This is a genomic window from Brevibacillus halotolerans (assembly GCF_026891775.1).
GTDB lineage: Bacteria > Bacillota > Bacilli > Brevibacillales > Brevibacillaceae > Brevibacillus_B > Brevibacillus_B halotolerans.
Genome location: NZ_JAPTNK010000017.1, coordinates 87,091 through 108,456, shown reverse-complemented (window position 1 = coordinate 108,456; position 21,366 = coordinate 87,091). Strand labels below are relative to the sequence as shown.

General features: G+C 40.0%; 25 protein-coding genes and 1 rRNA gene. 2 read left to right on the top strand and 24 right to left on the bottom strand.

The window, feature by feature from the left end; translation table 11 throughout:
* The 15 genes from O0550_RS19105 to O0550_RS19035 form a co-directional block, all read right to left on the bottom strand.
* A 16S ribosomal RNA gene (locus O0550_RS19105) occupies nucleotides 1–87 on the bottom strand; the annotation flags it as partial.
* A 459-nt stretch (nucleotides 88–546) separates the two neighbouring features.
* Nucleotides 547–2,073 carry a lysine--tRNA ligase gene (lysS, locus tag O0550_RS19100; RefSeq protein ID WP_003343514.1) on the bottom strand — a complete coding sequence of 509 codons (1,527 nt, stop codon included), beginning with the start codon at nucleotides 2,071–2,073 and terminating at the stop codon, nucleotides 547–549.
* 93 nt (nucleotides 2,074–2,166) lie between these two features.
* Nucleotides 2,167–2,643 carry a transcription elongation factor GreA gene (gene greA, locus O0550_RS19095; RefSeq protein ID WP_003333840.1) on the bottom strand — a complete coding sequence of 159 codons (477 nt, stop codon included), beginning with the start codon at nucleotides 2,641–2,643 and terminating at the stop codon, nucleotides 2,167–2,169.
* Nucleotides 2,644–2,859: 216 nt separating this feature from the next.
* Nucleotides 2,860–3,888 carry a tRNA dihydrouridine synthase DusB gene (gene dusB, locus O0550_RS19090; RefSeq protein WP_003333841.1) on the bottom strand — a complete coding sequence of 343 codons (1,029 nt, stop codon included), beginning with the start codon at nucleotides 3,886–3,888 and terminating at the stop codon, nucleotides 2,860–2,862.
* A gap of 32 nt (nucleotides 3,889–3,920) precedes the next feature.
* Nucleotides 3,921–4,142 (bottom strand): helix-turn-helix domain-containing protein, encoded by a 222-nt coding sequence (locus tag O0550_RS19085; RefSeq protein WP_003343511.1) that lies wholly within the window; start codon nucleotides 4,140–4,142, stop codon nucleotides 3,921–3,923.
* On the bottom strand, nucleotides 4,094–4,624 hold the full coding sequence (gene folK, locus O0550_RS19080; protein WP_003333842.1) for a 2-amino-4-hydroxy-6-hydroxymethyldihydropteridine diphosphokinase: 531 nt from the start codon (nucleotides 4,622–4,624) through the stop codon (nucleotides 4,094–4,096). The genes O0550_RS19085 and folK overlap by 49 nt, the downstream gene beginning before the upstream one ends.
* 1 nt (nucleotide 4,625) lies before the next feature.
* Nucleotides 4,626–4,991: a dihydroneopterin aldolase gene (gene folB / locus O0550_RS19075; RefSeq protein ID WP_003333843.1), complete on the bottom strand. Its 366-nt coding sequence runs from the start codon at nucleotides 4,989–4,991 to the stop codon at nucleotides 4,626–4,628.
* Nucleotides 4,984–5,847 (bottom strand): dihydropteroate synthase, encoded by an 864-nt coding sequence (gene folP, locus O0550_RS19070; RefSeq protein WP_258420190.1) that lies wholly within the window; start codon nucleotides 5,845–5,847, stop codon nucleotides 4,984–4,986. Before folP ends, folB begins: the two co-directional genes overlap by 8 nt.
* Nucleotides 5,848–5,889: 42 nt before the next feature.
* A complete protein-coding gene (gene pabC, locus O0550_RS19065; protein WP_258427067.1) occupies nucleotides 5,890–6,735 on the bottom strand; it encodes an aminodeoxychorismate lyase in 846 nt (281 codons plus the stop codon).
* Nucleotides 6,736–6,905: 170 nt separating this feature from the next.
* Nucleotides 6,906–7,496 carry an aminodeoxychorismate/anthranilate synthase component II gene (gene pabA, locus O0550_RS19060; RefSeq protein WP_003343507.1) on the bottom strand — a complete coding sequence of 197 codons (591 nt, stop codon included), beginning with the start codon at nucleotides 7,494–7,496 and terminating at the stop codon, nucleotides 6,906–6,908.
* A 454-nt stretch (nucleotides 7,497–7,950) separates the two neighbouring features.
* Nucleotides 7,951–8,883: a cysteine synthase A gene (cysK, locus tag O0550_RS19055; RefSeq protein ID WP_258427065.1), complete on the bottom strand. Its 933-nt coding sequence runs from the start codon at nucleotides 8,881–8,883 to the stop codon at nucleotides 7,951–7,953.
* Nucleotides 8,884–8,963: 80 nt separating this feature from the next.
* Nucleotides 8,964–9,857, bottom strand: a complete 894-nt coding sequence (locus tag O0550_RS19050) for a peptidyl-prolyl cis-trans isomerase (RefSeq protein WP_096887892.1) — start codon at nucleotides 9,855–9,857, stop codon at nucleotides 8,964–8,966.
* A 122-nt stretch (nucleotides 9,858–9,979) separates the two neighbouring features.
* Nucleotides 9,980–10,858 (bottom strand): Hsp33 family molecular chaperone HslO, encoded by an 879-nt coding sequence (gene hslO, locus O0550_RS19045; protein WP_003333850.1) that lies wholly within the window; start codon nucleotides 10,856–10,858, stop codon nucleotides 9,980–9,982.
* Between the two features lie 222 nt (nucleotides 10,859–11,080).
* Nucleotides 11,081–11,398: a winged helix-turn-helix transcriptional regulator gene (locus tag O0550_RS19040; protein ID WP_003333851.1), complete on the bottom strand. Its 318-nt coding sequence runs from the start codon at nucleotides 11,396–11,398 to the stop codon at nucleotides 11,081–11,083.
* Between the two features lie 357 nt (nucleotides 11,399–11,755).
* Nucleotides 11,756–12,697 (bottom strand): sigma-70 family RNA polymerase sigma factor, encoded by a 942-nt coding sequence (locus O0550_RS19035; RefSeq protein WP_003333852.1) that lies wholly within the window; start codon nucleotides 12,695–12,697, stop codon nucleotides 11,756–11,758.
* 719 nt (nucleotides 12,698–13,416) lie between these two features.
* Between O0550_RS19035 and O0550_RS19030 the strand changes: the two genes are divergently transcribed.
* Both O0550_RS19030 and O0550_RS19025 read left to right on the top strand, forming a co-directional pair.
* A complete protein-coding gene (locus O0550_RS19030) occupies nucleotides 13,417–13,947 on the top strand; it encodes an RNA polymerase sigma factor (RefSeq protein ID WP_101667176.1) in 531 nt (176 codons plus the stop codon).
* Nucleotides 13,937–15,271, top strand: coding sequence for a YjgB family protein (locus O0550_RS19025; RefSeq protein WP_101667175.1), 1,335 nt, complete (start codon nucleotides 13,937–13,939; stop codon nucleotides 15,269–15,271). The genes O0550_RS19030 and O0550_RS19025 overlap by 11 nt, the downstream gene beginning before the upstream one ends.
* Before the next feature lie 545 nt (nucleotides 15,272–15,816).
* On the opposite strand, the gene O0550_RS19020 is transcribed toward O0550_RS19025, so the two are convergent.
* The 9 genes from O0550_RS19020 to O0550_RS18980 form a co-directional block, all read right to left on the bottom strand.
* Nucleotides 15,817–16,611 (bottom strand): hypothetical protein, encoded by a 795-nt coding sequence (locus O0550_RS19020; protein ID WP_101667174.1) that lies wholly within the window; start codon nucleotides 16,609–16,611, stop codon nucleotides 15,817–15,819.
* Between the two features lie 129 nt (nucleotides 16,612–16,740).
* On the bottom strand, nucleotides 16,741–17,019 hold the full coding sequence (locus tag O0550_RS19015) for a hypothetical protein (protein WP_003343494.1): 279 nt from the start codon (nucleotides 17,017–17,019) through the stop codon (nucleotides 16,741–16,743).
* A 122-nt stretch (nucleotides 17,020–17,141) separates the two neighbouring features.
* On the bottom strand, nucleotides 17,142–17,771 hold the full coding sequence (locus O0550_RS19010) for a DUF4046 domain-containing protein (protein ID WP_258427064.1): 630 nt from the start codon (nucleotides 17,769–17,771) through the stop codon (nucleotides 17,142–17,144).
* A gap of 95 nt (nucleotides 17,772–17,866) precedes the next feature.
* Nucleotides 17,867–18,382 (bottom strand): hypothetical protein, encoded by a 516-nt coding sequence (locus O0550_RS19005; protein WP_163246087.1) that lies wholly within the window; start codon nucleotides 18,380–18,382, stop codon nucleotides 17,867–17,869.
* 5 nt (nucleotides 18,383–18,387) lie between these two features.
* Entirely contained in the window at nucleotides 18,388–18,810 is a 423-nt protein-coding gene (locus tag O0550_RS19000) for a TadE/TadG family type IV pilus assembly protein (RefSeq protein WP_258427063.1), read from the bottom strand.
* On the bottom strand, nucleotides 18,800–19,285 hold the full coding sequence (locus O0550_RS18995) for an A24 family peptidase (RefSeq protein WP_258427062.1): 486 nt from the start codon (nucleotides 19,283–19,285) through the stop codon (nucleotides 18,800–18,802). The genes O0550_RS19000 and O0550_RS18995 overlap by 11 nt, the downstream gene beginning before the upstream one ends.
* The gene (locus O0550_RS18990) at nucleotides 19,282–19,458 is read right to left on the bottom strand and encodes a Flp family type IVb pilin (RefSeq protein WP_003333862.1); all 177 of its coding nucleotides are present in this window, start codon (nucleotides 19,456–19,458) and stop codon (nucleotides 19,282–19,284) included. The genes O0550_RS18995 and O0550_RS18990 overlap by 4 nt, the downstream gene beginning before the upstream one ends.
* A gap of 71 nt (nucleotides 19,459–19,529) precedes the next feature.
* Nucleotides 19,530–20,435 (bottom strand): type II secretion system F family protein, encoded by a 906-nt coding sequence (locus O0550_RS18985; RefSeq protein WP_258427061.1) that lies wholly within the window; start codon nucleotides 20,433–20,435, stop codon nucleotides 19,530–19,532.
* A gap of 12 nt (nucleotides 20,436–20,447) precedes the next feature.
* Nucleotides 20,448–21,359: a type II secretion system F family protein gene (locus O0550_RS18980; RefSeq protein ID WP_003343485.1), complete on the bottom strand. Its 912-nt coding sequence runs from the start codon at nucleotides 21,357–21,359 to the stop codon at nucleotides 20,448–20,450.
* Between the last annotated feature and the right edge of the window lie 7 nt (nucleotides 21,360–21,366).

The window sequence follows — 21,366 nt, the reverse complement described above, 5'->3', positions numbered from 1 at the left end:
GCTAGGGTCCGAAGACCCTCGCTCGACTTGCATGTATTAGGCACGCCGCCAGCGTTCGTCCTGAGCCAGGATCAAACTCTCCATTAAAGTAGTTCTTGATCAAAGCTTCAAAACTTGCTTGGCTAGTATTTCTATCAAACATTTTACTGTTCAGTTTTCAAAGAACAACAACTTTTTAATCTTATCAAAACCTTCTTGATTTGTCAACTGTTTTTTTAACAGCGACTCAATCATCATAACACATTCAGTTTTGAAAAGCAATACTTTTTTCTCATCCTCATCTTTTGTTTCATTCGCTCGGTGAGGACATAAATTAATATAGCATATCTCTCTCACATAAATCAACACTTTTTTTAAATTTATTTTAAAAAGTTTAGTTTAAATGAAAATAGATTCTATCTCTATCGTATTTACAGCTTTATTAGTCTATCACACCTTACCATTAATGCAACAATAAACAACAATTTAATAGAAAGAAAAAGCAACTAAGGGAACCACTTAGCCTTAGTTGCTTTTTTATTCACCAAAAGTCAAATTAGATCCCGTTTACGCTTTACCCTTATCTCTCATATGAGGGAATAAGAGCACATCACGAATAGACGGTGCATCTGTCAAGAGCATAACTAGACGATCGATACCAATCCCTAGTCCACCAGTTGGCGGCATGCCGTACTCAAGCGCTTCGATGAAATCGTCGTCCATTTCATGAGCTTCATCATTACCAGCAGCTTTCTCTAGCAGTTGCGCTTCAAAACGCTGACGCTGGTCAATTGGATCATTAAGCTCCGTAAATGCATTCGCGTGCTCACGAGCAACAATAAACAGCTCGAAACGATCTGTAAAACGTGGATCTTCCTCGTTTTTCTTAGCCAACGGAGAAATTTCTACAGGATGTCCGTATACAAATGTAGGTTGAATTAATGTTTCTTCGATTTTTTGTTCAAAGAATTCATTAACAACATGTCCAAAGGTATGATGAGCTTCTACAGTAATTCCATGCTCTTTAGCCAAAGCACGTGCTTCCTCATCGCTCATGTGCTTCCAGAAATCTACTCCTGTATGCTCTTTTACCAAATCCACCATGTGTACTCGTCTCCATTGCGGAGTCAGATCTACCTCATGGCCTTGGTACTGGATCTTCGTGGTACCCAGCACGGTTTGTGCAATATGCGCAATCATTTCTTCTGTTAACTTCATAATATCCTTGTAATCAGCATAAGCTTCATACAGTTCAATCATTGTAAATTCAGGATTGTGTCGTGTAGAGATACCTTCATTACGATATACGCGACCGATCTCATACACTTTTTCCATACCGCCAACAATCAGACGTTTTAAATGTAACTCAATCGCAATACGCATAAACAATTGCATGTCTAATGCATTGTGATGAGTGATAAAAGGACGAGCAGATGCTCCCCCAGCAATGGAGTGCAAAGTAGGTGTTTCTACTTCTAAATATCCTAGGTTATCCAAATAACGTCTCATTTCAGTTAGAATACGGCTACGTGCGATAAATGTTTTACGTACTTCTGGATTAACAATCAAATCCACGTAACGCTTCCGATAGCGTGTCTCGATATCTTTTAGGCCATGGAATTTCTCCGGTAATGGACGAAGAGATTTGCTTAGGAAAACTAAGCTTTTCGCTTTGACACTTAACTCGCCTGTTTTTGTTTTAAATAAAGTACCAGTAAGACCGATAATGTCCCCGATATCACTTAAATCAAAAACGTTATATAGGTCGTCGCCGACTGTATCTTTACGCACATAAATCTGAATTTGACCAGAGCGATCCAATAGTTGCGCAAAGCTTGCCTTACCCATTTTGCGCTTTGCCATTAAACGACCGGCGATAGTAACTTCGTGATTCGCTTCTTCAAGTTCTTCTTTCGTTTTGTCCGTGAAGCTAGCTGTAATATCCGAAGCAAAATCCTTCTGTTCAAATTTCTTTCCAAACGGATCAATGCCCCATTCACGTAATTGATCCATTTTGTCATGGCGAACTTGTAGCAATTCGTGTAGTTCTTGCTCAGTTCCTTGCTCTTGTTGTAGGTCTTCTTCTCTTGCCATTCCTTCTTCACTCCTAACAGAACGCTCTGTTAAAGCCCATTGAATAGGACTAGGGCGTACCATCAAAAGATTGGTACGCCATTTAACGTGAGCTTATCGATTAATTTCAAGTACTTCGTATTGAATAACGCCCGCTGGAACGTTTACATCTACTGTAGATCCTTTTGCTTTTCCAAGCAAGGCTTGACCAACAGGAGATTCGTTTGAAATTTTATTGTTTAATGGATCAGATTCAGCAGAACCAACGATAGTGTAGTCTACTATGTCTCCAAATTCAAGATCTTTTAGACGAACAGTTGAACCAACACTTACCACATTGGTATCAACATCTTCGTTCGTAATAATGCGAGCATTACGTAACATTTTTTCTAGGGTTAGAATGCGCCCTTCGATGAACGCTTGCTCATTTTTAGCTTCTTCATACTCAGAGTTTTCACTAATATCTCCAAAGCTAATGGCCTCTTTAATACGCGCAGCAACTTCTTTACGCTTAACAGTTTTTAAATCTTCTAATTCTTGCTCAAGCTTGGCAAGGCCTTCAGGTGTAAGGATGACTTCTTTTTCAGACATCTTCGTATTCCCCCGTTTATCAATTTTTAATCCCGTTATCAAAAAGTACACAGGATTATATGTAGATCACCCACTTAATATACTAGGGGTAATCGTTTTCTTTTTGTAATACAGTGGGTCATAGGGAAAGCTGCCAGATCATGATCTGGCAGCTTCAAGTACATAATACGATGAATTATAGGATATGAGAAATACGTTGTCAATGTTTGATTTCCATTATAAGGCAGAGATTTTTACAGACCCTTCTTTCTCCATCTCTGTATCATCAAACGCGCCGCTTTCTACCCAATCTACGTACTCATGCAATAAGCGATACAATTCTTCTTCTGTTTCAACAGAATTTATCAGGTGTTTCGTTTGAGTGGCACCTTTTAAGCCTTTTAGGTACCACGCAGCGTGTTTGCGCATCTCAAGTATGCCAACTCTTGGTCCTTTTAATGCAACTAAACGTTTAGCATGCAGCAAACAGATATTTACCTTATCACGAGCAGTAGGTTCACCCAGTAATTCACCTGTGGTTAGATATTGGATCGTCCGATAAAGCATCCAAGGATTCCCTAGAGCCGCACGACCAATCATAACCCCGTCGCAGCCTGTTGTATCTAACATACGTTTGGCATCCTCTGGTGATGCTACGTCACCGTTACCGATAACCGGAATAGTAACCACCTCTTTAACTCGGCGAATCCATTCCCAATCAGCGTGACCCTTGTACATCTGAACACGAGTACGAGCATGCACAGAAACCGCCTTACCACCAGCGCGCTCTACCGCCTGTGCATTATCTAAAACATATAGATGATCCTCGTCCCAGCCCAAGCGCATTTTGACTGTTACCGGTTTGTCCACAGCATCTACTACCGCTGAAACCACTTCATAAATTTTTTCCGGATCTAATAACAAACGAGCCCCTGCATCACAGCTAACAATCTTAGGGACAGGACACCCCATGTTAATGTCGATAATATCGGCATTGGTGTTTTGGTCAACGTAACGAGCCGCTCCCACCAATGTTTCCTTATCTCCGCCGAAAATTTGCAGACTCAACGGTTTTTCACGTTCATCTACGTATAGCATATCTAACGTTTTTTTGTTGCCATGCATAATCGCCTTGTCACTAACCATCTCAGCACAGACCAGACCTGTGCCAAATTCTTTAGCAATCAAGCGAAAAGCAGGATTACATACTCCTGCCATTGGTGCTAGGACAACATTGTTTTTTAATTCGATGTTTCCGATTTTCATATATAAAACCTCCTTAAGCGAAGGAACGCTGCCTACTTTTCATTCCCTTTATTTATAGCACATAATTCCTCATATTCAACTTGTAAAGTGTTGGCTATCTTCCGTAATACCAGTTCAGTCGGTGGTTTGGTTCCTCGCTCCAAGGTACCTACAAACGATAATGATACACCCATCTCACTGGCTAATTGCTGTTGTGTAAAGCCTTTTAATTTGCGGAACGCTCTGATTCGGCTCCCCAATCTAATGTCCCCCATACCTGTACCCCCTGCGTTTCTATACATTGATGGATTGCTTCTTCTATGGATAAATCTGTTCCCGGAATAACTCCATGCCATACCTCTTGAAGCGGAATTAGTACAAAAGCACGATGAATCATTTCTGGATGAGGAATGACCAAATTCGGCAACGCCACTTCTTCCTCTCCAAAAAGCAACAGATCAATATCAATATTGCGCGGCCCCCAGCGCTCAAGACGAACTCTCCCTAATTTTTGCTCAATCGATAAGGCTGTCTGCAATAACTCAAGGGGCGTTAAGCTTGTTTCAATTTCAATCACCATATTTAAAAAGGCAGGCTGATTAAGATAGCCCACTGGATCAGTCTCATAAACAGAAGAAAGGCGAGACACTTGAATGAAATCATGTGCGTGTAACCAGGCGATGGCACCTTTAAGCATAGCTTCTCGCTCTCCCTGATTAGATCCAAGGGCAATATATGCTTTTGTAAGATTGCCCATGCTAGTTACTTCCTTTCTTCCTAATCATCTCAATTGCAACTGACTGGTAATGCCCTGCTATAGGAGGGTCTGGTTTTGTTACTTTTACTTTGACTTCATCTAAAGGAAAATCGCTCAACAAGCCATCGCAAATCTGCGCCGTCAATTTTTCCACTAACTGATAACGCTCTCCTTCAACGATAGCCTTCACTCTTTCGTAAATATCTGCATAATTAACGGTGTATTCTAGCTGATCGGTATCAGCAGCCTTTTGCAAATCAAGTGAGAGCTCCAAATCAACATAGAACCTTTGACCTAGCCTAGCCTCTTCTTGAAAAACACCATGGTAACCATAAAAAGCCATACCATTAAAATAGATTTTATCCATTGTAACGCGCCCCTTTTTTTATAGCGTCCATCATCATTGCTGTTCGTTTTATGGCCTTAACATCGTGCACGCGCATGATATGACAACCTTTCTCAATGCCTAACGCTACCGTTGCTATTGTACCCTCTAGACGTTCATCCACGGGTAAATCAAGAACCTTACCAATCATAGATTTTCGTGAGGTTCCCAGTAAGACAGGGTAGCCAAGAGCCACTAAATCATCCAACCGACGCATAGCTTCTAAATTTTGCTGCAATGTTTTTGCAAAACCAATACCTGGGTCAAGCACGATCATCTCTTCTGACACGCCTGCTGCTAAAGCTAGCTGAATAGATTCCTGTAAATCCTTTATGTAGTCAGGAAAGAAATCCTGGTATTCCATCTGCTCTCGGTTGTGCATTAGGATAATCGGCACATTCCATCTAGCAGCTACAGCGGCCATTTCAGAGTCTTTTTTTGCCCCCCACACGTCATTAATAATATGGGCTCCTGCCCGCAATGCTTCGTCGGCAACGCGAGCTTTATAGGTATCAACAGAGATCGGTACATCTATATCGCGGGAGAGGCGCTCGATAATCGGAATAATTCGCTCTAATTCTTGTTCCGCACTAACAAGCTGAGAACCCGGCCGTGTCGACTCTCCCCCTACATCGATGATATCCGCTCCATCCTTTACAAGCCTTTCAGCATGCCGCATAGCGTCATCTAGCTGATTGTAACGTCCTCCATCTGAAAAAGAGTCAGGAGTAACGTTAAGGATTCCCATAATTAATGTTCTTTCGTGTAACGGCAGATTATATGTACCACATGATAGTGATGTAAATTTGGTCTGAGAGCGCTCATGATCATGGTTCATCTTTTTCGAACTCCTTTTTATATTGTGGAAAGCATAACATAATCAGTTGGACAATTCTACCAATCGTCTGTAGGCTTCATGCAGCTTTTGGGTCAGCTTTCCATAGACGTATGGAACTTCTACATTCTCAACAGTCGATACCGGTACGATCTCCTGAATCGAGTTGGTTACGAACACCTCATCAGCTTTAAATAGTTCCTCAAGAGGATAAAGACCTTCCTCCAGATTAAAACCACCTGTACGTGCGATGGTTAGGACAGCATTTCGGGTAATTCCTGCTAACAGATTAGTATCAACGGAAGGCGTATATACGATATTGTCCCTGACCCAGAACACGTTGCTGACAACCCCTTCACAGATATAACCTTCTTTTGTCAAAAATAGACCTTCTATATCCGGTGCGCCTCCTATTTCTTGTTTACCAAGGGCACAGTTTAAATAATTATGAGATTTAAAACGTAGGTTTCCTTCCTGCGTCTGCCTTGGAAAGGAGATTACTTTCAACCTTTTGGCAATAGGAGGCTCTGCGATCGGCGTTACAGATTTGACAAAAATATAAAGCGATGGCTGCTCATATACACCACTATGCAAGCCAACACCTTCCGCTCCTCCAGTAACACTAATCCGTACATAAGCATCCTCTAGCTTATTCTTCTCCAGAGTAGCCTGCACAGCACGATATATGTCACTACGCTCCCACTTGTGACGAATGCGTAAATCAGTCATTCCATTTTCCAAACGCAGCATATGCTCATTCCAAAAGCATGGTTTTCCTTGATAAATTCGAATGGTCTCAAATAGACCGATACCATATAAAAAGCCATGATCCATGGCTGAAACTACCGCTTGTTGGGCGGGTACAATTTTATCATTAACAAACACCCACATCCGCTTAATCTCCTAGCTATAAGACGTTTATCTCTCTTCTGTCGCACATAAAATCATAGTATCATAACTAAAACTTTCCTCGAACCACTCTCGCTGTGATTTTGGTTTATTTCTTTCCTGAAAAAACCACCTGCAATCATTTTTGCAAGTGGCTTTGAAGTAATGGTTCATTATTTGATAGGTTGAGTCTCTTTTGCATAAGCCGTCAAAAAGTTTTTCAACATTTGCTTTCCATATTGAGTAATAATGGATTCAGGGTGAAATTGAACACCTTCGATAGGTAGCTCTCTATGACGAATCGCCATTATCTCCCCTTCAGGTGTACGAGCTGTAATTTCTAATTCTTCTGGAATGGATTCTTCCTGGATCACCAGCGAATGATAGCGCGCAGCTTGGAATGGGGAAGGTATGGATGCAAAAATGGTCTTACCATCATGCAATACCTCCGAGGTTTTTCCATGCATAAGCCGATCTGCTCGCACTATTTTCCCGCCAAATACTTGCCCTATTGATTGATGACCAAGGCATACGCCAAAAATCGGAATCTTCCCTGCAAAATGACGAACGACATCCATACTAATCCCAGCTTCATTCGGTGTGCAAGGACCTGGCGAAATCATCAGGTAATCTGGATTCATATTTTCGATTTCCTCTAGCGTGATTTTGTCGTTACGAAATACCCGTAACTCCTCACCCAGCTCCCCAACAAATTGTACTAGGTTGTACGTAAAGGAATCATAGTTATCAATCATAATAATCATACTCAGCTCTCCTCTCGGCTTTTCAGCCTCTCATTCTCAAACTCTTCACTCAGCTCAACTACTTTCCACAAGACCTCTGCTCTCTTTCCACTACTCATCGCACTCTTTCCGCTCAAGAATAATCATACCTGATACCTATAACAGCTTGGGTACAGCCTGCTTTGAGCTTTACTAATTCTTGTATAGACAGAAGTGTTTCATTCTCAAGTCAATTGGTCAAAAGCAATAGGTCTTGATATATCATAACATACAGACTTGGTGGCTGTAAGTCATCATTTGGAAGCTTTTGTAAGATTGTTTTTCGAATTCACTCATTTCATAGCAACGATTCATGGGCCTTCAATAAAGATAGCAGCTCCTGCACTAGTTGCTCTATAACGACAAAAAGAAGTGGCCCTCAACGCGTGCGAACCACTTCCATAGCATTATTCCTGCTTAAAAGCCTGAAGCAATATTAATCCTCAAAATGATAAAGTGGCGTAGATAAATAGCGTTCACCATTGCTAGGAATAATAACTACAACTTTTTTTCCTTTTCCTAAATGACTCGCTACATCGAGAGCCGCTGAAATAGCCGCACCTGAGGAAATTCCACCTAGAATTCCTTCTTCCCTAGCCACACGACGAGCTGTCTCAAAAGCAGCTTCATTTTCAATAGGAAGAATTTCATCATAGATAGACGTATCCAAAATCTCCGGCACGAATCCAGCACCAATTCCTTGAATCTTATGCGGCCCTGGTTTGCCTCCAGACAAAACCGGGGAGGCCTGAGGTTCTACCCCATAAATTTTTACCTCTGGGTATTCCTCTTTCAGCACTTGACCCACGCCTGTAATAGTACCACCTGTACCGATACCAGCAATAAAAGCGTCAATACCCCCGATCTCTTTTCCCTGTTCAAGCAACTCTTTTGCTGTAGTATCTCGATGTACCTTAGGATTGGCTTTATTATTAAATTGCTGAGGGATAAAATAGTCGGAGTTCTCGCGAGCAAGTTCTTCTGCTTTACGAATCGCTCCTCCCATTCCTTCCGCTCCTGGGGTCAAGATTAATTCCGCTCCATACGCACGTAGCAAATTACGTCTTTCCATACTCATGGTATCTGGCATAACCAAGATAGCACGATATCCCTTCGCTGCAGCCACCATCGCTAATCCGATCCCGGTGTTACCGCTAGTTGGCTCAATTATGGTATCGCCAAGCTTCAATTTACCTTCCGCTTCGGCTGTTTCAATCATAGAAAGTGCGATACGATCTTTCACACTGCTACCGGGGTTAAAGAACTCCAGCTTTAAATAGATATCAGCCATGTCTTCCGTTACGACACGATTGAGTTTGACTAATGGCGTATTTCCAATCAGTTCTGTAATAGATTGTGCAACCCGCATGTTTTTGTCCCCCTCAAGTAATCATCACCGAGTAATTTGCTAGGATTTGTAGGTATTATAACAAATCATATTCATTAGCGTCAACGATATGTTAAATCCTTCACTTCTACTTTGGTCGTTTTACGTAAACGATTTAAAATTTCATCAAACGACTCCGCTTTAGCAATCGCCATGTCCTCAAAAACCTTTTCCTTCGACTGTTCAAAGGTTGGAACCACTTCTTCCTTCCGTTCTGTTATATGCAATAATGCATAACCATCTTCAACAGGAATGGGAGCAGATACTTCCTTGACTTTCATATCCTGAAGAGCGAACTGTTCATTTTCCGTTAAAGAGTCGTCCTTTAAAACAACGATCCCCATATCTCCACCATTGGGAGCTGTATGGGCGTCTATGGAGCGCTCTTTAGCCAATGTAATAAAATCTGCTCCCTTTGATAGCTCCTGGAATAAATTTTGAGCCTCGGCTTCCGTTTTTACTAACAAGCGATAGAGATGTACGGTGGTCGGTTGAATATAATCGGATTGGTGTTGCTGGAAATAAGCTCGTAGTTCATCATCACTAATGGTTACATTCTTAGTAGCGAGCTTTTTCAACAATAATTGATAGCGAACCTCCTGCTCCATTTGGGCCGGAGTCTGTCCCAATCGATCCTGCACCTCACTAGGAATATCACCCTCATGCGGGAAATGACTTCTTATCCTTTGAATCTCTTCCTGAACTCGTTGATCAGAAACAGTAAGTTGTAGACGATTTGCTTCTTGGAAGACGAGCTGGTGATCAATTATTCGATCCAACATCTGCTTTCCATAGCGCTCTTTTAATTGTGAATTTAGCGCTTGCTCTGTAACATTTTCATCTCCTACCTTAGCTACCGTCGCCAGACCTGCGCCTTTATACCAAGCACCCGATACAACAGCTAACAACAAGATGAGCGCACCAATCAAGCTCCACAAAAACCGAACGTTACGCATCCATTTCTCTCCATTTCATTAAAATTCTATAATATTAGGGCAAGAAAAAAACGGTAGTTGACGTGTCGTTAGCAATCGCACATGTCTCATGCTCTAGTCTCCACCGTTTTGTCTCTTATTCTTTATTTATCCAAATCATTAATGATTTCCTGCAAATCATCATAGTTGAACTGGTAAAGTTCATTGCAAAAATGGCAGTGAACCTCAGCTCCGCCCTCTTCTCTTTGCATACTCATTAATTCTGCCTTACCTAAGCTAGCTAATGTGTTGCCCACTTTTTCAGCAGAGCACCCGCAATTAAAGGTAAGATCTAGCTTACTATGAATAGTAGGGTTATCCAATACCTTTGCAATTAATTCCTCCGGTGTAATACCTTCTGCAATTAAGCGTGATACCTGCGGCAATTTACTAATTTTCTCTTCAATTTTCGCGATATCCTCTTCAGGAGTACCAGGAAGTAATTGCAGAATGAATCCACCTGATCCAAAAATGGAATGATCTTCAGGGTTTACCAGCACACCTACAGCTACAGCCGACGGAGTCTGCTCTGATACCACAAAATAATAACTAAAATCCTCACCAATCTCACCGGAAACAATCGGCACACTACCTTGATACGGTTCTCGAAGACCTAAATCCTTTGTTACGTATAAAAACCCATCTGTACCTACTGCACGTCGAACGTCTAGCTTACCAAGTTCATTCAACTCGAAATGAACTTGTGGATTGGTTGCATACGCCCGCAATTCACCGTGGGCATTGGCCTCTGCAAAAATGCTGCCGATCGGACCGCCACCATTAATCTTGACTGAAATACGTTCGTCCCCTTTAAGCATAGCACCCATCATCGCTGTTACTGTAAGCGTTCGCCCTAAAGCTGCACTAGCAGTGTTCAGCATACCGTGTCTTTTTCTAATGTCTTCTACAATTCCTGTCGTGCGGGCAGCAAATGCTCGAACATTCCCATTAAAACCCGTTGCTCTTACTAAATAGTCACTCATAAGCGTCCTCCTTGCATATCCTCTACTTCTCTTAGTTCAGTGTGCCTCGTGTGCTCATTACGCATTCGCTAGTCTTAGCACTCTCTGGTTACCGTCGTCTGACTGTAGGTAATTGATTGCACCAAAGTATTTCTCTTGTTTTTTGTAACTTTGATCCAATCAATTAGCTATTTCATGAACAACAAAACTCCCGCGTATGAGGCAGGAGTCCTCCATCCAGTCTTATTTAGAATGTACCCATGATTCGGCCCAAGTTTGCACAGCATCCATGACGGTTTTTAACCCTCTTCCTTTATCTGTCAACTCGTATTCAATACGCACAGGGGTTTCAGGATAAACATTCCGCGTTAAAACACCAGCTAGTTCTAACTCCTTAAATCTTTCCGCCAACATCCGATCACTCATACCGGGTATGACTTCAGATATATCTTTAAAGCGCTTAGGCCCTGTCATTAACACACAAATAATTAACCCCGTCCAGCGTTTTCCCAACAATTCGAAAGCAGTCTCAAGCTTTGGGCACAATTGGTGGTCACTCATCTTTATCACTCCCTTATAGTTATTTTACCATAGCTACTTTACAAAAATAAGTTTTCAGAAGTGGAGATACCTTTCAAAGTGTAGTTTTCCCGCTTTCTAATAAAAAAATGGGCTACTTGCCTACTCACTTATTTACTTTCTTCATATAAATAGTATAATGATTTCTGCCTATAAGACAAACCTTTGGGGGTTAACCCTATTTAATGATAGAATTTTCAGTTTATTTAGCTGAAAAGAAGTTTCACAGACACAAGAAAAATAGACAATAAAAAGGAGCATGATCATGCTTCTTAGCATGTAGCTCCTTTGACCTCCAATTATGGGGACAATGAATGAATTATGTTTTTTTGACATACCTTAGGAAAGGTACTCCATCAAGTTGCGTGAACATTTCTGTTTGCGCAATCGCTCAATCGTAGTCGCTTCAATTTGACGTATACGCTCGCGAGTAAGACCAAACATCTTGCCTACTTCCTCTAACGTATAAACCTGATCATCATACAGTCCAAAGCGCATCGCAATGATTTCTTGCGAACGTGGACTTAATACGGATAAAGCATCAAAGACCTGGTCCCTTAGATCAACTCGTTCAATCCAGTCATCTAATGAGCTTTCTTTGTCATCAACAATTTCAGCGTAGCTTAGCAATTCTTCGTCATCTTCCATGTAGAGCTCGACAGGTTGCTCATCGATTGACTCCATTTTAATGCGAAGAGCATACTCGATGGTATCCATTTTTTCCATGGGAATATTTAAATAGGTTGCAATCTCATGTCGTTCAGGATTGCGGTTTAGCAAATGAGCCAATTGCATTACTTTCTTTTGATAGAGGCGTATTTGCTCATGCATGTGTACAGGTATGCGAATAAGACGGCCTTTGTCACTGATAGCACGTGTGATGGCTTGTGAAATCCACCAATGCGAATAGTGATATAAACGGACGCCTCTTGTAATATCAAATTTTTCTATTGCGGTAAATAACCCAATTGTTCCTTCTTGAATCAGATCAAGGAACGGCATTCCCTTTTTTAAATGACGAAGTGCAGTGTTTACGACATAACGAAGATAAGCACGTACTAGAATCTCGCGAGCTTCTAAATCACCATCACGCTGATACTGAATCAAATATTGCATTTCTTCATCTTTATCCAACATAGGTGTTGCTGCTACGCCCTCCAAAAACAATAACGCGGAAGTATCTGACCGTAAAGATTTAGGAACAACAATTGATAATTCGTTCTCGACTTCACGCCAACGCCGGGCACAATCTTGGAAAGAGGTGTGACTCATAGTGGTCATGTGCAACCCTCACTTCATCGGAAATAGAAATATTCAGTTATCTCCTGTTGACACATTAAAACATATTGTATAATCCTTATGTTAACAGAATATCAGGAAAAAGGTGAACAAAATTTTTGAAAGAACTAGAACTTTTTACATCTAGTTATTAATTCCTTAATTATGCTATACCTTTCATGATATACATACGCACTGGCTGTATGTTTATCGTACGTAGGAGATAACGTTCACATTACTACTTACCGGAAAATGTTTTGTAGCGAATCATTAGTACAGCGGCATCGTACTAGTGTATTTTTTATGCCAACTGATCCTCTATTAATCAGTGTACACCATTTTTACCTTGTACCAACCCTCTAAGTTAAAAACTTTTTGAATTAACTCGCTACTAATATTGACTCCTCAACCCCCAAAAAAGTTGCATTTTTTCCTATATGTAATATCTGGATGCCCATTTGTTGCCTACTTATAAGAAAATAAATGAAATGAGCGAAAAAAGTGTAAGCAAGCTTTGATCCTCTCGTCTATTTACATACCCAGTATTTTCGAGGGTTCAGGTAATGCAAGTAAGGTTGAGGATAGGCTTTTGGGCTTTTGGGCTTTTGGGCTTTTGGGCTTTTGGCTGTTTTGGCTGTTTTGGTTTGTTATGTCGAACATTCAACTGATTTTACATCTAGAACTATCTGAGGGTAATTCTTTTAAAAGAGGTGTCACACAAATTGACTAGGCGCGAACACATTGAGGAGTGGTTTGTTCGTTATAGTGACGATATATATAAGTTTTTAGTTTACTATACGCGTAACCGCGATGTAGAAGATTTGGTGCAGGAAGTTTTCATGAAAGCTATTAGAGGATATGAAAAATATGAAGGAAGAGCCCAACCTAAAACCTGGCTTTTTTCAATTGCACGCAATACAGCAATTGATCATGAACGGAAGAAACGCTACTTGAGTTGGCTACCAGATACCTGGTTAAAACAAATCAAGTCACCTGATGGAACACCTGAAGAGATTGTAGGTAAACAGGAAGAAAATCAATTGCTCTATGCCGCTGTACAGCGATTAAAGCCTTCCTATCGGGAGGTTGTGATTTTACGCGGCATAAAGGGGTTATCCCCTAGTGAAGCCGCGGAAATTCTACAGTGGAGCGAAAGCAAAGTAAATACAACCTTGCATCGTGCTTTAAAAACATTACAAAAAAGCTTAGGCAAGGAAACTGATGTAGATGGGGTGATCAATCGTGTCATCTAATAAATTTTCAAATCTAGATGAGCAATCGAATCAAACATTAAAGCATCTGCAAACACTCCCAGATCATAAGCTGGATGCTACAAGCAAACAACACATGCTGGCTCATTTACTAAGAGAAGAGAAAAAAGAGGTACACAGAACTGATCTCTCTATTTATTTTACTTGGATCAGTAAAGGAATTGTGTGCAGTTCATTAGTTCTAGCTACCTTCTGGTTAGGAAATGCATGGGTGCAAAAGGAGCAGCCAATCAATTCAAACAAAAGTCTAGTATCCGCAACTATAAGTGATTATAAGGAGTCACGTAATACTGATTTACACAATACTGATCCACTCAATTCTTTACACGATAGCAAGACAAGTGTGGAAAAAAATACCCAAACAGTGACTCCGGCTCAAAACAAGCTTTTAGTAAACGTAATGGAGCGAGCCAGAAGCGGCAAAGTGATAAATGCAGATATTGCTGTAAAAACATCTCTAGCCGATGACATAAAAAAAGTATGGGGTGAATCTAAAGGGCCGGATCAGGTACGATTTGGTCTACCTACTACTAATTACCCTGAGAAGTCATTGGCATTTTCCTACAATAAAGGCGAGATACTAGTAGAAATCATTTCAACAGACACTCGGTTAAAGGATCTAAATAAAGAACAAGTGGAACAGGTTCTTGGGAAGCCCCAATTTGTCCAGCAGTTCACAGATCAACTGAAATACAGCTATCCTGCTGGCGGAGACTATCAATTAGTATTTTATTTTACTCCAATCAGCCTCAACAATAGTTCGAACACAACTGAACCATCTGCTAGGGATCATGATGTATCTCCGCAAATCGAACATGTAAGTGTCGTCTATCCAGACGGCCGGAAAAACCTCATGCTGGGAGATAATATTGATTTCTTACAAAGAATGAATGAATCAGCTTCTAAGGGATTGCTAGTAGAAGACTTTGTAGTGGGACGAACCACTAAGGAGCAAATAGAGCAACGTTGGGGTAAAGCTGACAAAACGGACACCCCCTATAAAACTACCTATGCAATCTATCGTAAGCACGGCACTGTCGTCGGATATGATTCTAAAGGTCTACTGATCGAAATCCGAAGCTTTGATCTTCGCTTACAAGACATACATCTATCGGAGGTCAAAACAGCCTTGGGTGAAAAATTAAAAGGATACTTTAATAGAAACAAAGAACAGATCTTCACGTACCCGTTAAATAGTGAGTTCCAACTTCAAGTGGTCATATCTCCTGTAACAAATAAAAATACTGACCCATTAGTAGATCATATAAATGTCATACACAAGCAATCTGAGAGCTGGGAAACATAAACACTTGAATAAACCATGGTAAATAGGGATTTTAACTAGAACAATGTTTGGTTTGTTATGACTTTGCCTGGGATAGGAATCAGGCAAAGTCATTTTTACTTTCTTAATGCCTTTTCATTAGCCTTTATTTATTAGCTCAGCTATCTTAATTTTTATCTTCAGTTTAGAGGATTACACCACCTTACTTTGACCCAACTTAAAGCTTCTAAACTGCTGGTGGGGAATACGTGTGGTTATTGAAAAAGAAGGATAGAGGGTAGATAATATCTCAACTTTCTATTTTTTATTTTCTTTTTATCGATTCACTCTTAGAGAAAAGTAGCTCTCCTTTTCGAGGTTTACTACCTGTTAGATACGAAATGAAACTATAGCCTGCTGAAGGATATACTAATAATAACAATTATTTCCAATGTTACTTCAATTGCTTTTACCAGGGAGTATGTATTCATTTTCTGTTTCATGGAGAAGCCTCGGCTTTGATTCAAGCTGACGTAGTGGAATTTCCCACTCTAACTCTCTAAATATTTCGAGAAATCGTCTGGTTTTCATCTAGTTTGACTTGATAAATTATTTTCTAATCGATTATTCTCCTTCTTGTCACACTGATTTTTCCGATCTTTAGCTTCTATATAATTAAGGAATTTCGATACCATTCCATTAATCTCTAGGTGATTGCGATAGTAATAAAAAATCTTACGAATACGCTCTCTTTCTTTCCTATTTAGAGCTGGCTTCATTTGTTTAATTTGATCGATGAGTCTACTTAGTTGAACGTTATTGGGCCTTCCTCGTCTAATTGGTCTTTGATAATAAGCTTGTTGATATTCATCAAAGGCTTGAGGGTTTTCAATAAGCCATGAATCAACTAGTGCTTCAATATCTTTACCATTACGAATTCCTATTTTATATAAATAATGAAAATACATCACTTTAGTTCTTTTCCCTTTCGAACGCCATTGCTTCATATAGCCGTTTGAATTGGTAAGCACATGAGTTACATGCTTGATTAATTCCTGTCTGTTTCTTATCTTATACATCCCTATCGTTCTACGGACAATAGAAAATAAAATGGAGTGAAAACCCGTACTTCTGTTGTTACCTAGCCTTTTCTTCTCATACCAGGCCTCTACAGCCTGATCAAAGTCTTTTCGGCAACGAACTAACTGTAACTTTTGCAAGTGCTGATAGAAAAAATCTGTATCATACTCGGCTACCACCTCTTCCTGATAATCAACGAATACATAATCAATAAATTTATTTTTTAAATCCTCCTTCCCCAATAAGCTGCAGACTTGCTCATAACAACGTTCCACTAGCTCCATAGAATCACTGGCTAACATAGTCATTAAACCTCCTATAATAGTTAAAATATTTCGGCTATATTTTGTGTGATTATAAGAGACGCGTCATAAAAACTAAGAATTTGCTACCGCCTCTTACTACTATAAGAAGAGGCGGTAGTAGGACAATCACTGAATCATAAGATACAGTTCTTCCCCCGTCGGCAATAGAAATACGATTCTTCCATTGCGGATTATGACGGTTGGAGCACTCTCCATCATGATTAACCCGTCATTGATGACCATGCGCTTTCCAAACTGGTGTACTGACTCAATTGGAAAGGTACCTTTTGGCATTCCCTCTACTGAAAGAAATGCACCTGGTCTGTGTTTCTGATAACGAACCTGAAGACCAATGATCGCTTCCAATGTTAAAGCTTGCGTCGTGTGAGCAATTCCCGTTGCCATAGCAACCCTCCTTCTCACCAACAGATTAACGGCCGTTTCATACGCTTATAAGCTTATGAAACTATCTCTACGGTATAAAAAGACAGAGGGTATTCGCAAATATTTCTGACCTTTGCTCTAATTTATTGAAAATAACCCTCCTCTCCCCAGAAATTTGGATCAGCTAATTCAGGATATATCTCAGTAATGAGATCAAAAGGAGAAAAATATAAAGTATCCACCAAAATTTTTAGCTTATATGTACGTAGAATTTGATAGGCTTGCTCCGTTTTTCCAAAAACCTTCGGAAGTTCAAGGATGCTGGTAATCTTTAAAAGCTCTTCGCACATATAGATAAAACAAATTTTAGCTCGTTCCTCGCCTAATACGCTCTGAAAATAATGCATTGGGAAATGCCTGCGGCTACCATTAAGAACTTCTTGGTACACCCAGAGTGCCTTATCTTTTTCTGATAATTTAGGTAAGTAAGGATAAGCATAGTCGATAATATAGTACACATCTGTCGCTTTCGCTTCGATCGGAGGTTGAATGAATTCAGTAATTAAGTGTAGCTTTAGCTTTTTAATATCTTGTAAAGAAAGCTGAGTTTTAGCTTGCTCAGGTGTCCATTTCATTACTTGCTCAACTGCATACCGAATAATGAGCTGAATCTTTTTCTTTCGAAACTGGATATCTTCAAACTCATAAGGTGAAAAACGTTTTTGTGTTCCAGCTAATATTTTCTTATATTTCGTGATAATTATTGAGGGCATGCCGATACACTCCTTACTTCCAGTCGGTTTCCCTAAAATTAGCACGTTAAATTAGGACAAAAATATCAAAATTATCCTATTTTTATCAAATTATTCTATTTTGCTATTTTTCTTATTCCAGCCTGAGATGTCCTTCGAAAAAGGAGTTCTCGTTCCTCAAATAGCATATAAATCTTCTTTTTCAGTTCAATAGCTAAATGATAGATTCCCTGAGTATATAATGAGGCTTTCTCACCTTTTTGATGAGTGATGCTAATATCTCCAGCTATTTGATCTAGCCCTGGTTTATTTAAGCGATACAGAATGTCCGCTTCTTCTCTAGCCCCTCGAATAATACTCGCCTTTTTTCTCTTAGCTTCCTCTGTTGTAGCTATTAATAAAGCTCGTTCCCTTTTAGTTTCCGAATCCACTTCGATCCATTGCCCTGCTGTTCTTGCTCCTTTAACGATAATATCCGCCGTGTGTTGCATTCGCATTTGTGTTACATCTACTTGTTGCATAAACAACACCATAGATAACAATAAGCAAAGACAGATAAGAAAAAAGAGCGAGGTAGGTAAAATACTTCCTCGCTCTTCCTCTATGATTCTTCTTAAAGACATACTAGTCATATACATCAGCCTCGATTTCTTCCATTTTCAATCATCATTGAATATGATTCTTCCACAGTATAGGACTTTCCTGATCCTAAAAGCGGAAATGTAATGCTTACTATTGCCTCTACATGATTTCCTTGTGACCATCCACCCTTGACTATCAATTCAATCTGTTTATGTTCAAAATAAAGAGCCTGTTCTAACTCCTTTTCAGCGAACTTATTCGCCATATAGACAGCTAATCCATAGTTAGGTTGTACACATGCAAATCTTCCTGCCTCATATGATGCAGCTAAAGCCTTCTGTTTTTGATACATAATACTAAATTGATCACACCCATAAATAAATAAAAACCAGAGAAGAGGAAAAACAAAAACATACTCGACAATTTGACTCCCTCGCTGATTTCTTACATACCCAAAGCTTCTATATCTATTCAACATAAGGCTTCACATAATAAATCATGTACGCTATTAAAAGACTTAACGCATATGGGAGAGCTAAAGCCGATTTTCTTACCTCAGGTAACCAAATCCTACGATGAGCAAACCACATCCCAGCGCTGCTCTTCAAATGATAATGAATTAAGGTAAAACGTGAAGGAAAAACCAAAAGCATGCAAATACTCACTACTAACGAACAACAAAAAATCCAATAGATAGCAACTGGAGTTGTATAACTGCCTACCAGCATGAGCAATTTTTGATCACCCATTCCCATGCCCTTTACTAGTACAGGTAACAATGTTAGCAAAAAACCCATTCCTACTCCTATTACCATGTGCCACATTTCGCCAATCGCTCCTCTTTGTAGACAGGCTATACATAACGTTAGACCGACAAGCCAATTAGGGACCCTCCGGTATCGTACATCGTAATATGCCGCTATAGCCAACACTGAAATCAGTACAAGGCTCATTTGCTTATTTTTTCCTGCAGTTCTTTTAGTTTCTGATCTTCGGCTGTACGTAGCTCAACTAATGTGGGGATTAAAAAAATTAATATTACTGCTACAATAATAACCATCTCTACGATCGTCACAGCATCCTCCTCTTTCCAAAATCGTCTAGCATAATGCGTAATATAATTCATATTTTCCAGCCTCCCTCTTATAATCTTACTTTCACAAAAGATAGAGACCAGTCGCAAATAAATTTTTACTATTACAGCTGATTTTTTATCCCAATAAGAGATGGCCCAAGTACTAAAAACATCAGAGGGACCCCCATAAACAATACTACTAGGGGTAACAGCCTTACACTCATTCGATTTACCTCATCTGTCATTTGGTCTTCTTCCTTTCGTAATTGCTCCTCAATATGCATTCGCAATAAATGGGAAATATTAGTTCCTTTAGTCAAAGCCTCTTGTATATCAGTTACAATTGATAAAAAAGAGGCCAACTCCCAACACAGAGCCAGTTCCTCTAAAGCTTTTCGCCAATTACCATACCTCTTTTGCTCTAGTTCTAAACGAGCTATTTCTTGTCCAAGTCGTTTAGGATATCTACTTGCAGCCCTACTCATTGCCACATGAACGGGCATACCCGCTTCCACAAGTGCCAATACAATGCTAAAAAAGATAGGGATTTGCACCTCTATCTCCCTTTGAGCACGTTTGTCATACCAATCGATAATAAGGTTAGGGCAAAAATATAACAGAAGGGAGAGGATTAGTCCGATTTTATGAAAAATGTCTATCTCTCCATCTCGCAGGTACTGGTAGCCTAGAAGAATCACTGCACACCCTAAAAATAATGCGCCTAGGGCTTTTAAAATGAACCATTCCTCTACTTTTGTTTTCCAACGCAAACGCTGAAGCTGTTTTTTTACGCGAAACAAATCAAATCCTAATCCTCTGGCCAAATCATCGAAGCGTTTAGGCGTTGTCATCCACAATATGATACGTTGACCTCTTGAAAACAGCCTTATCTCTCGCTTTTCTTCTGGTTCTTCTGAAAAAAATCTTGTAAATAAGCTTAGTTTCTCTCCTTTATGAACTACATGAAAAAAAGGAAAGGCTACCACCATTATCAAAATGCTAATCCATACACTTGCTAAAAGAGCCATTGCCTTACCTCCCTATCCATCATGTCTTCCTACTGACAGGGCTAAATAACGAATAATCTCTCCCCCAGCTATAATTAATAAAAAGCTCCCTAGCATGGCATAACGACCACTCAAGCTCTCTGTTAATGGAGCAAAATGATTAGGATTGTTCACATATAAAATACCTACAAAAAAGAAAGGCATCGCACTGAGTAAATTAACCTGCGATAAAATTTGGGACAAAGCGGATACCTGTCTTCTTCTTACTTGCTTCCTACGAATCAAAGAAGAAACAGCAATATCTAACGTTTGAGCCATATCACCGCCCAATTCCCGCTGAACCTGTATAATTGTCGCTAGATATTGAATATCTGGTGATCCTGTTTTTACATACAACCATTTCATTGCATCCTCTAGTAACAGCTGTCCACGCAATTTTTCAACAACCGTTCCATACTCCTGTGCAATACTTTTATCAATAAATTTACTAGTAGCCACTTGTTCAAAAGCATGAATATAAGAGGGATTCGCACGAATAGAGCTGGAAATAATCCGAAGTGCCTTCTGGTTCTCCTCTTCAAAGCGCTCTCTTTTTTTATTTCGCCAAGCTGCCAGCCAACGATGAACAGCTAAAATTCCAATAAACCAAAAGGGTAAGGCAAGCCACCAAGAGTCTAAAACATATAAAGTGAGCGCATAAAAAAATAAGCCCGTAACAAAACAGAAGAATACATATCTTTGAATTCCGATATCTAGACGGGCCTGTTTGAGCTTATCCTCCATTCGCATGTTCCAGCTTTTCCGATTTCGATGCATTTCTGAGATTATCATATGCGTGGAGCTATTTTCGGCTTTTAGTTTCAAAAAATCAGCGGGTATCAAAATGCTCAGGATAAGTCCACCTGAAAGTACAGCCACACAACGGGCGATCCACTCAACTAACATTAGCTCA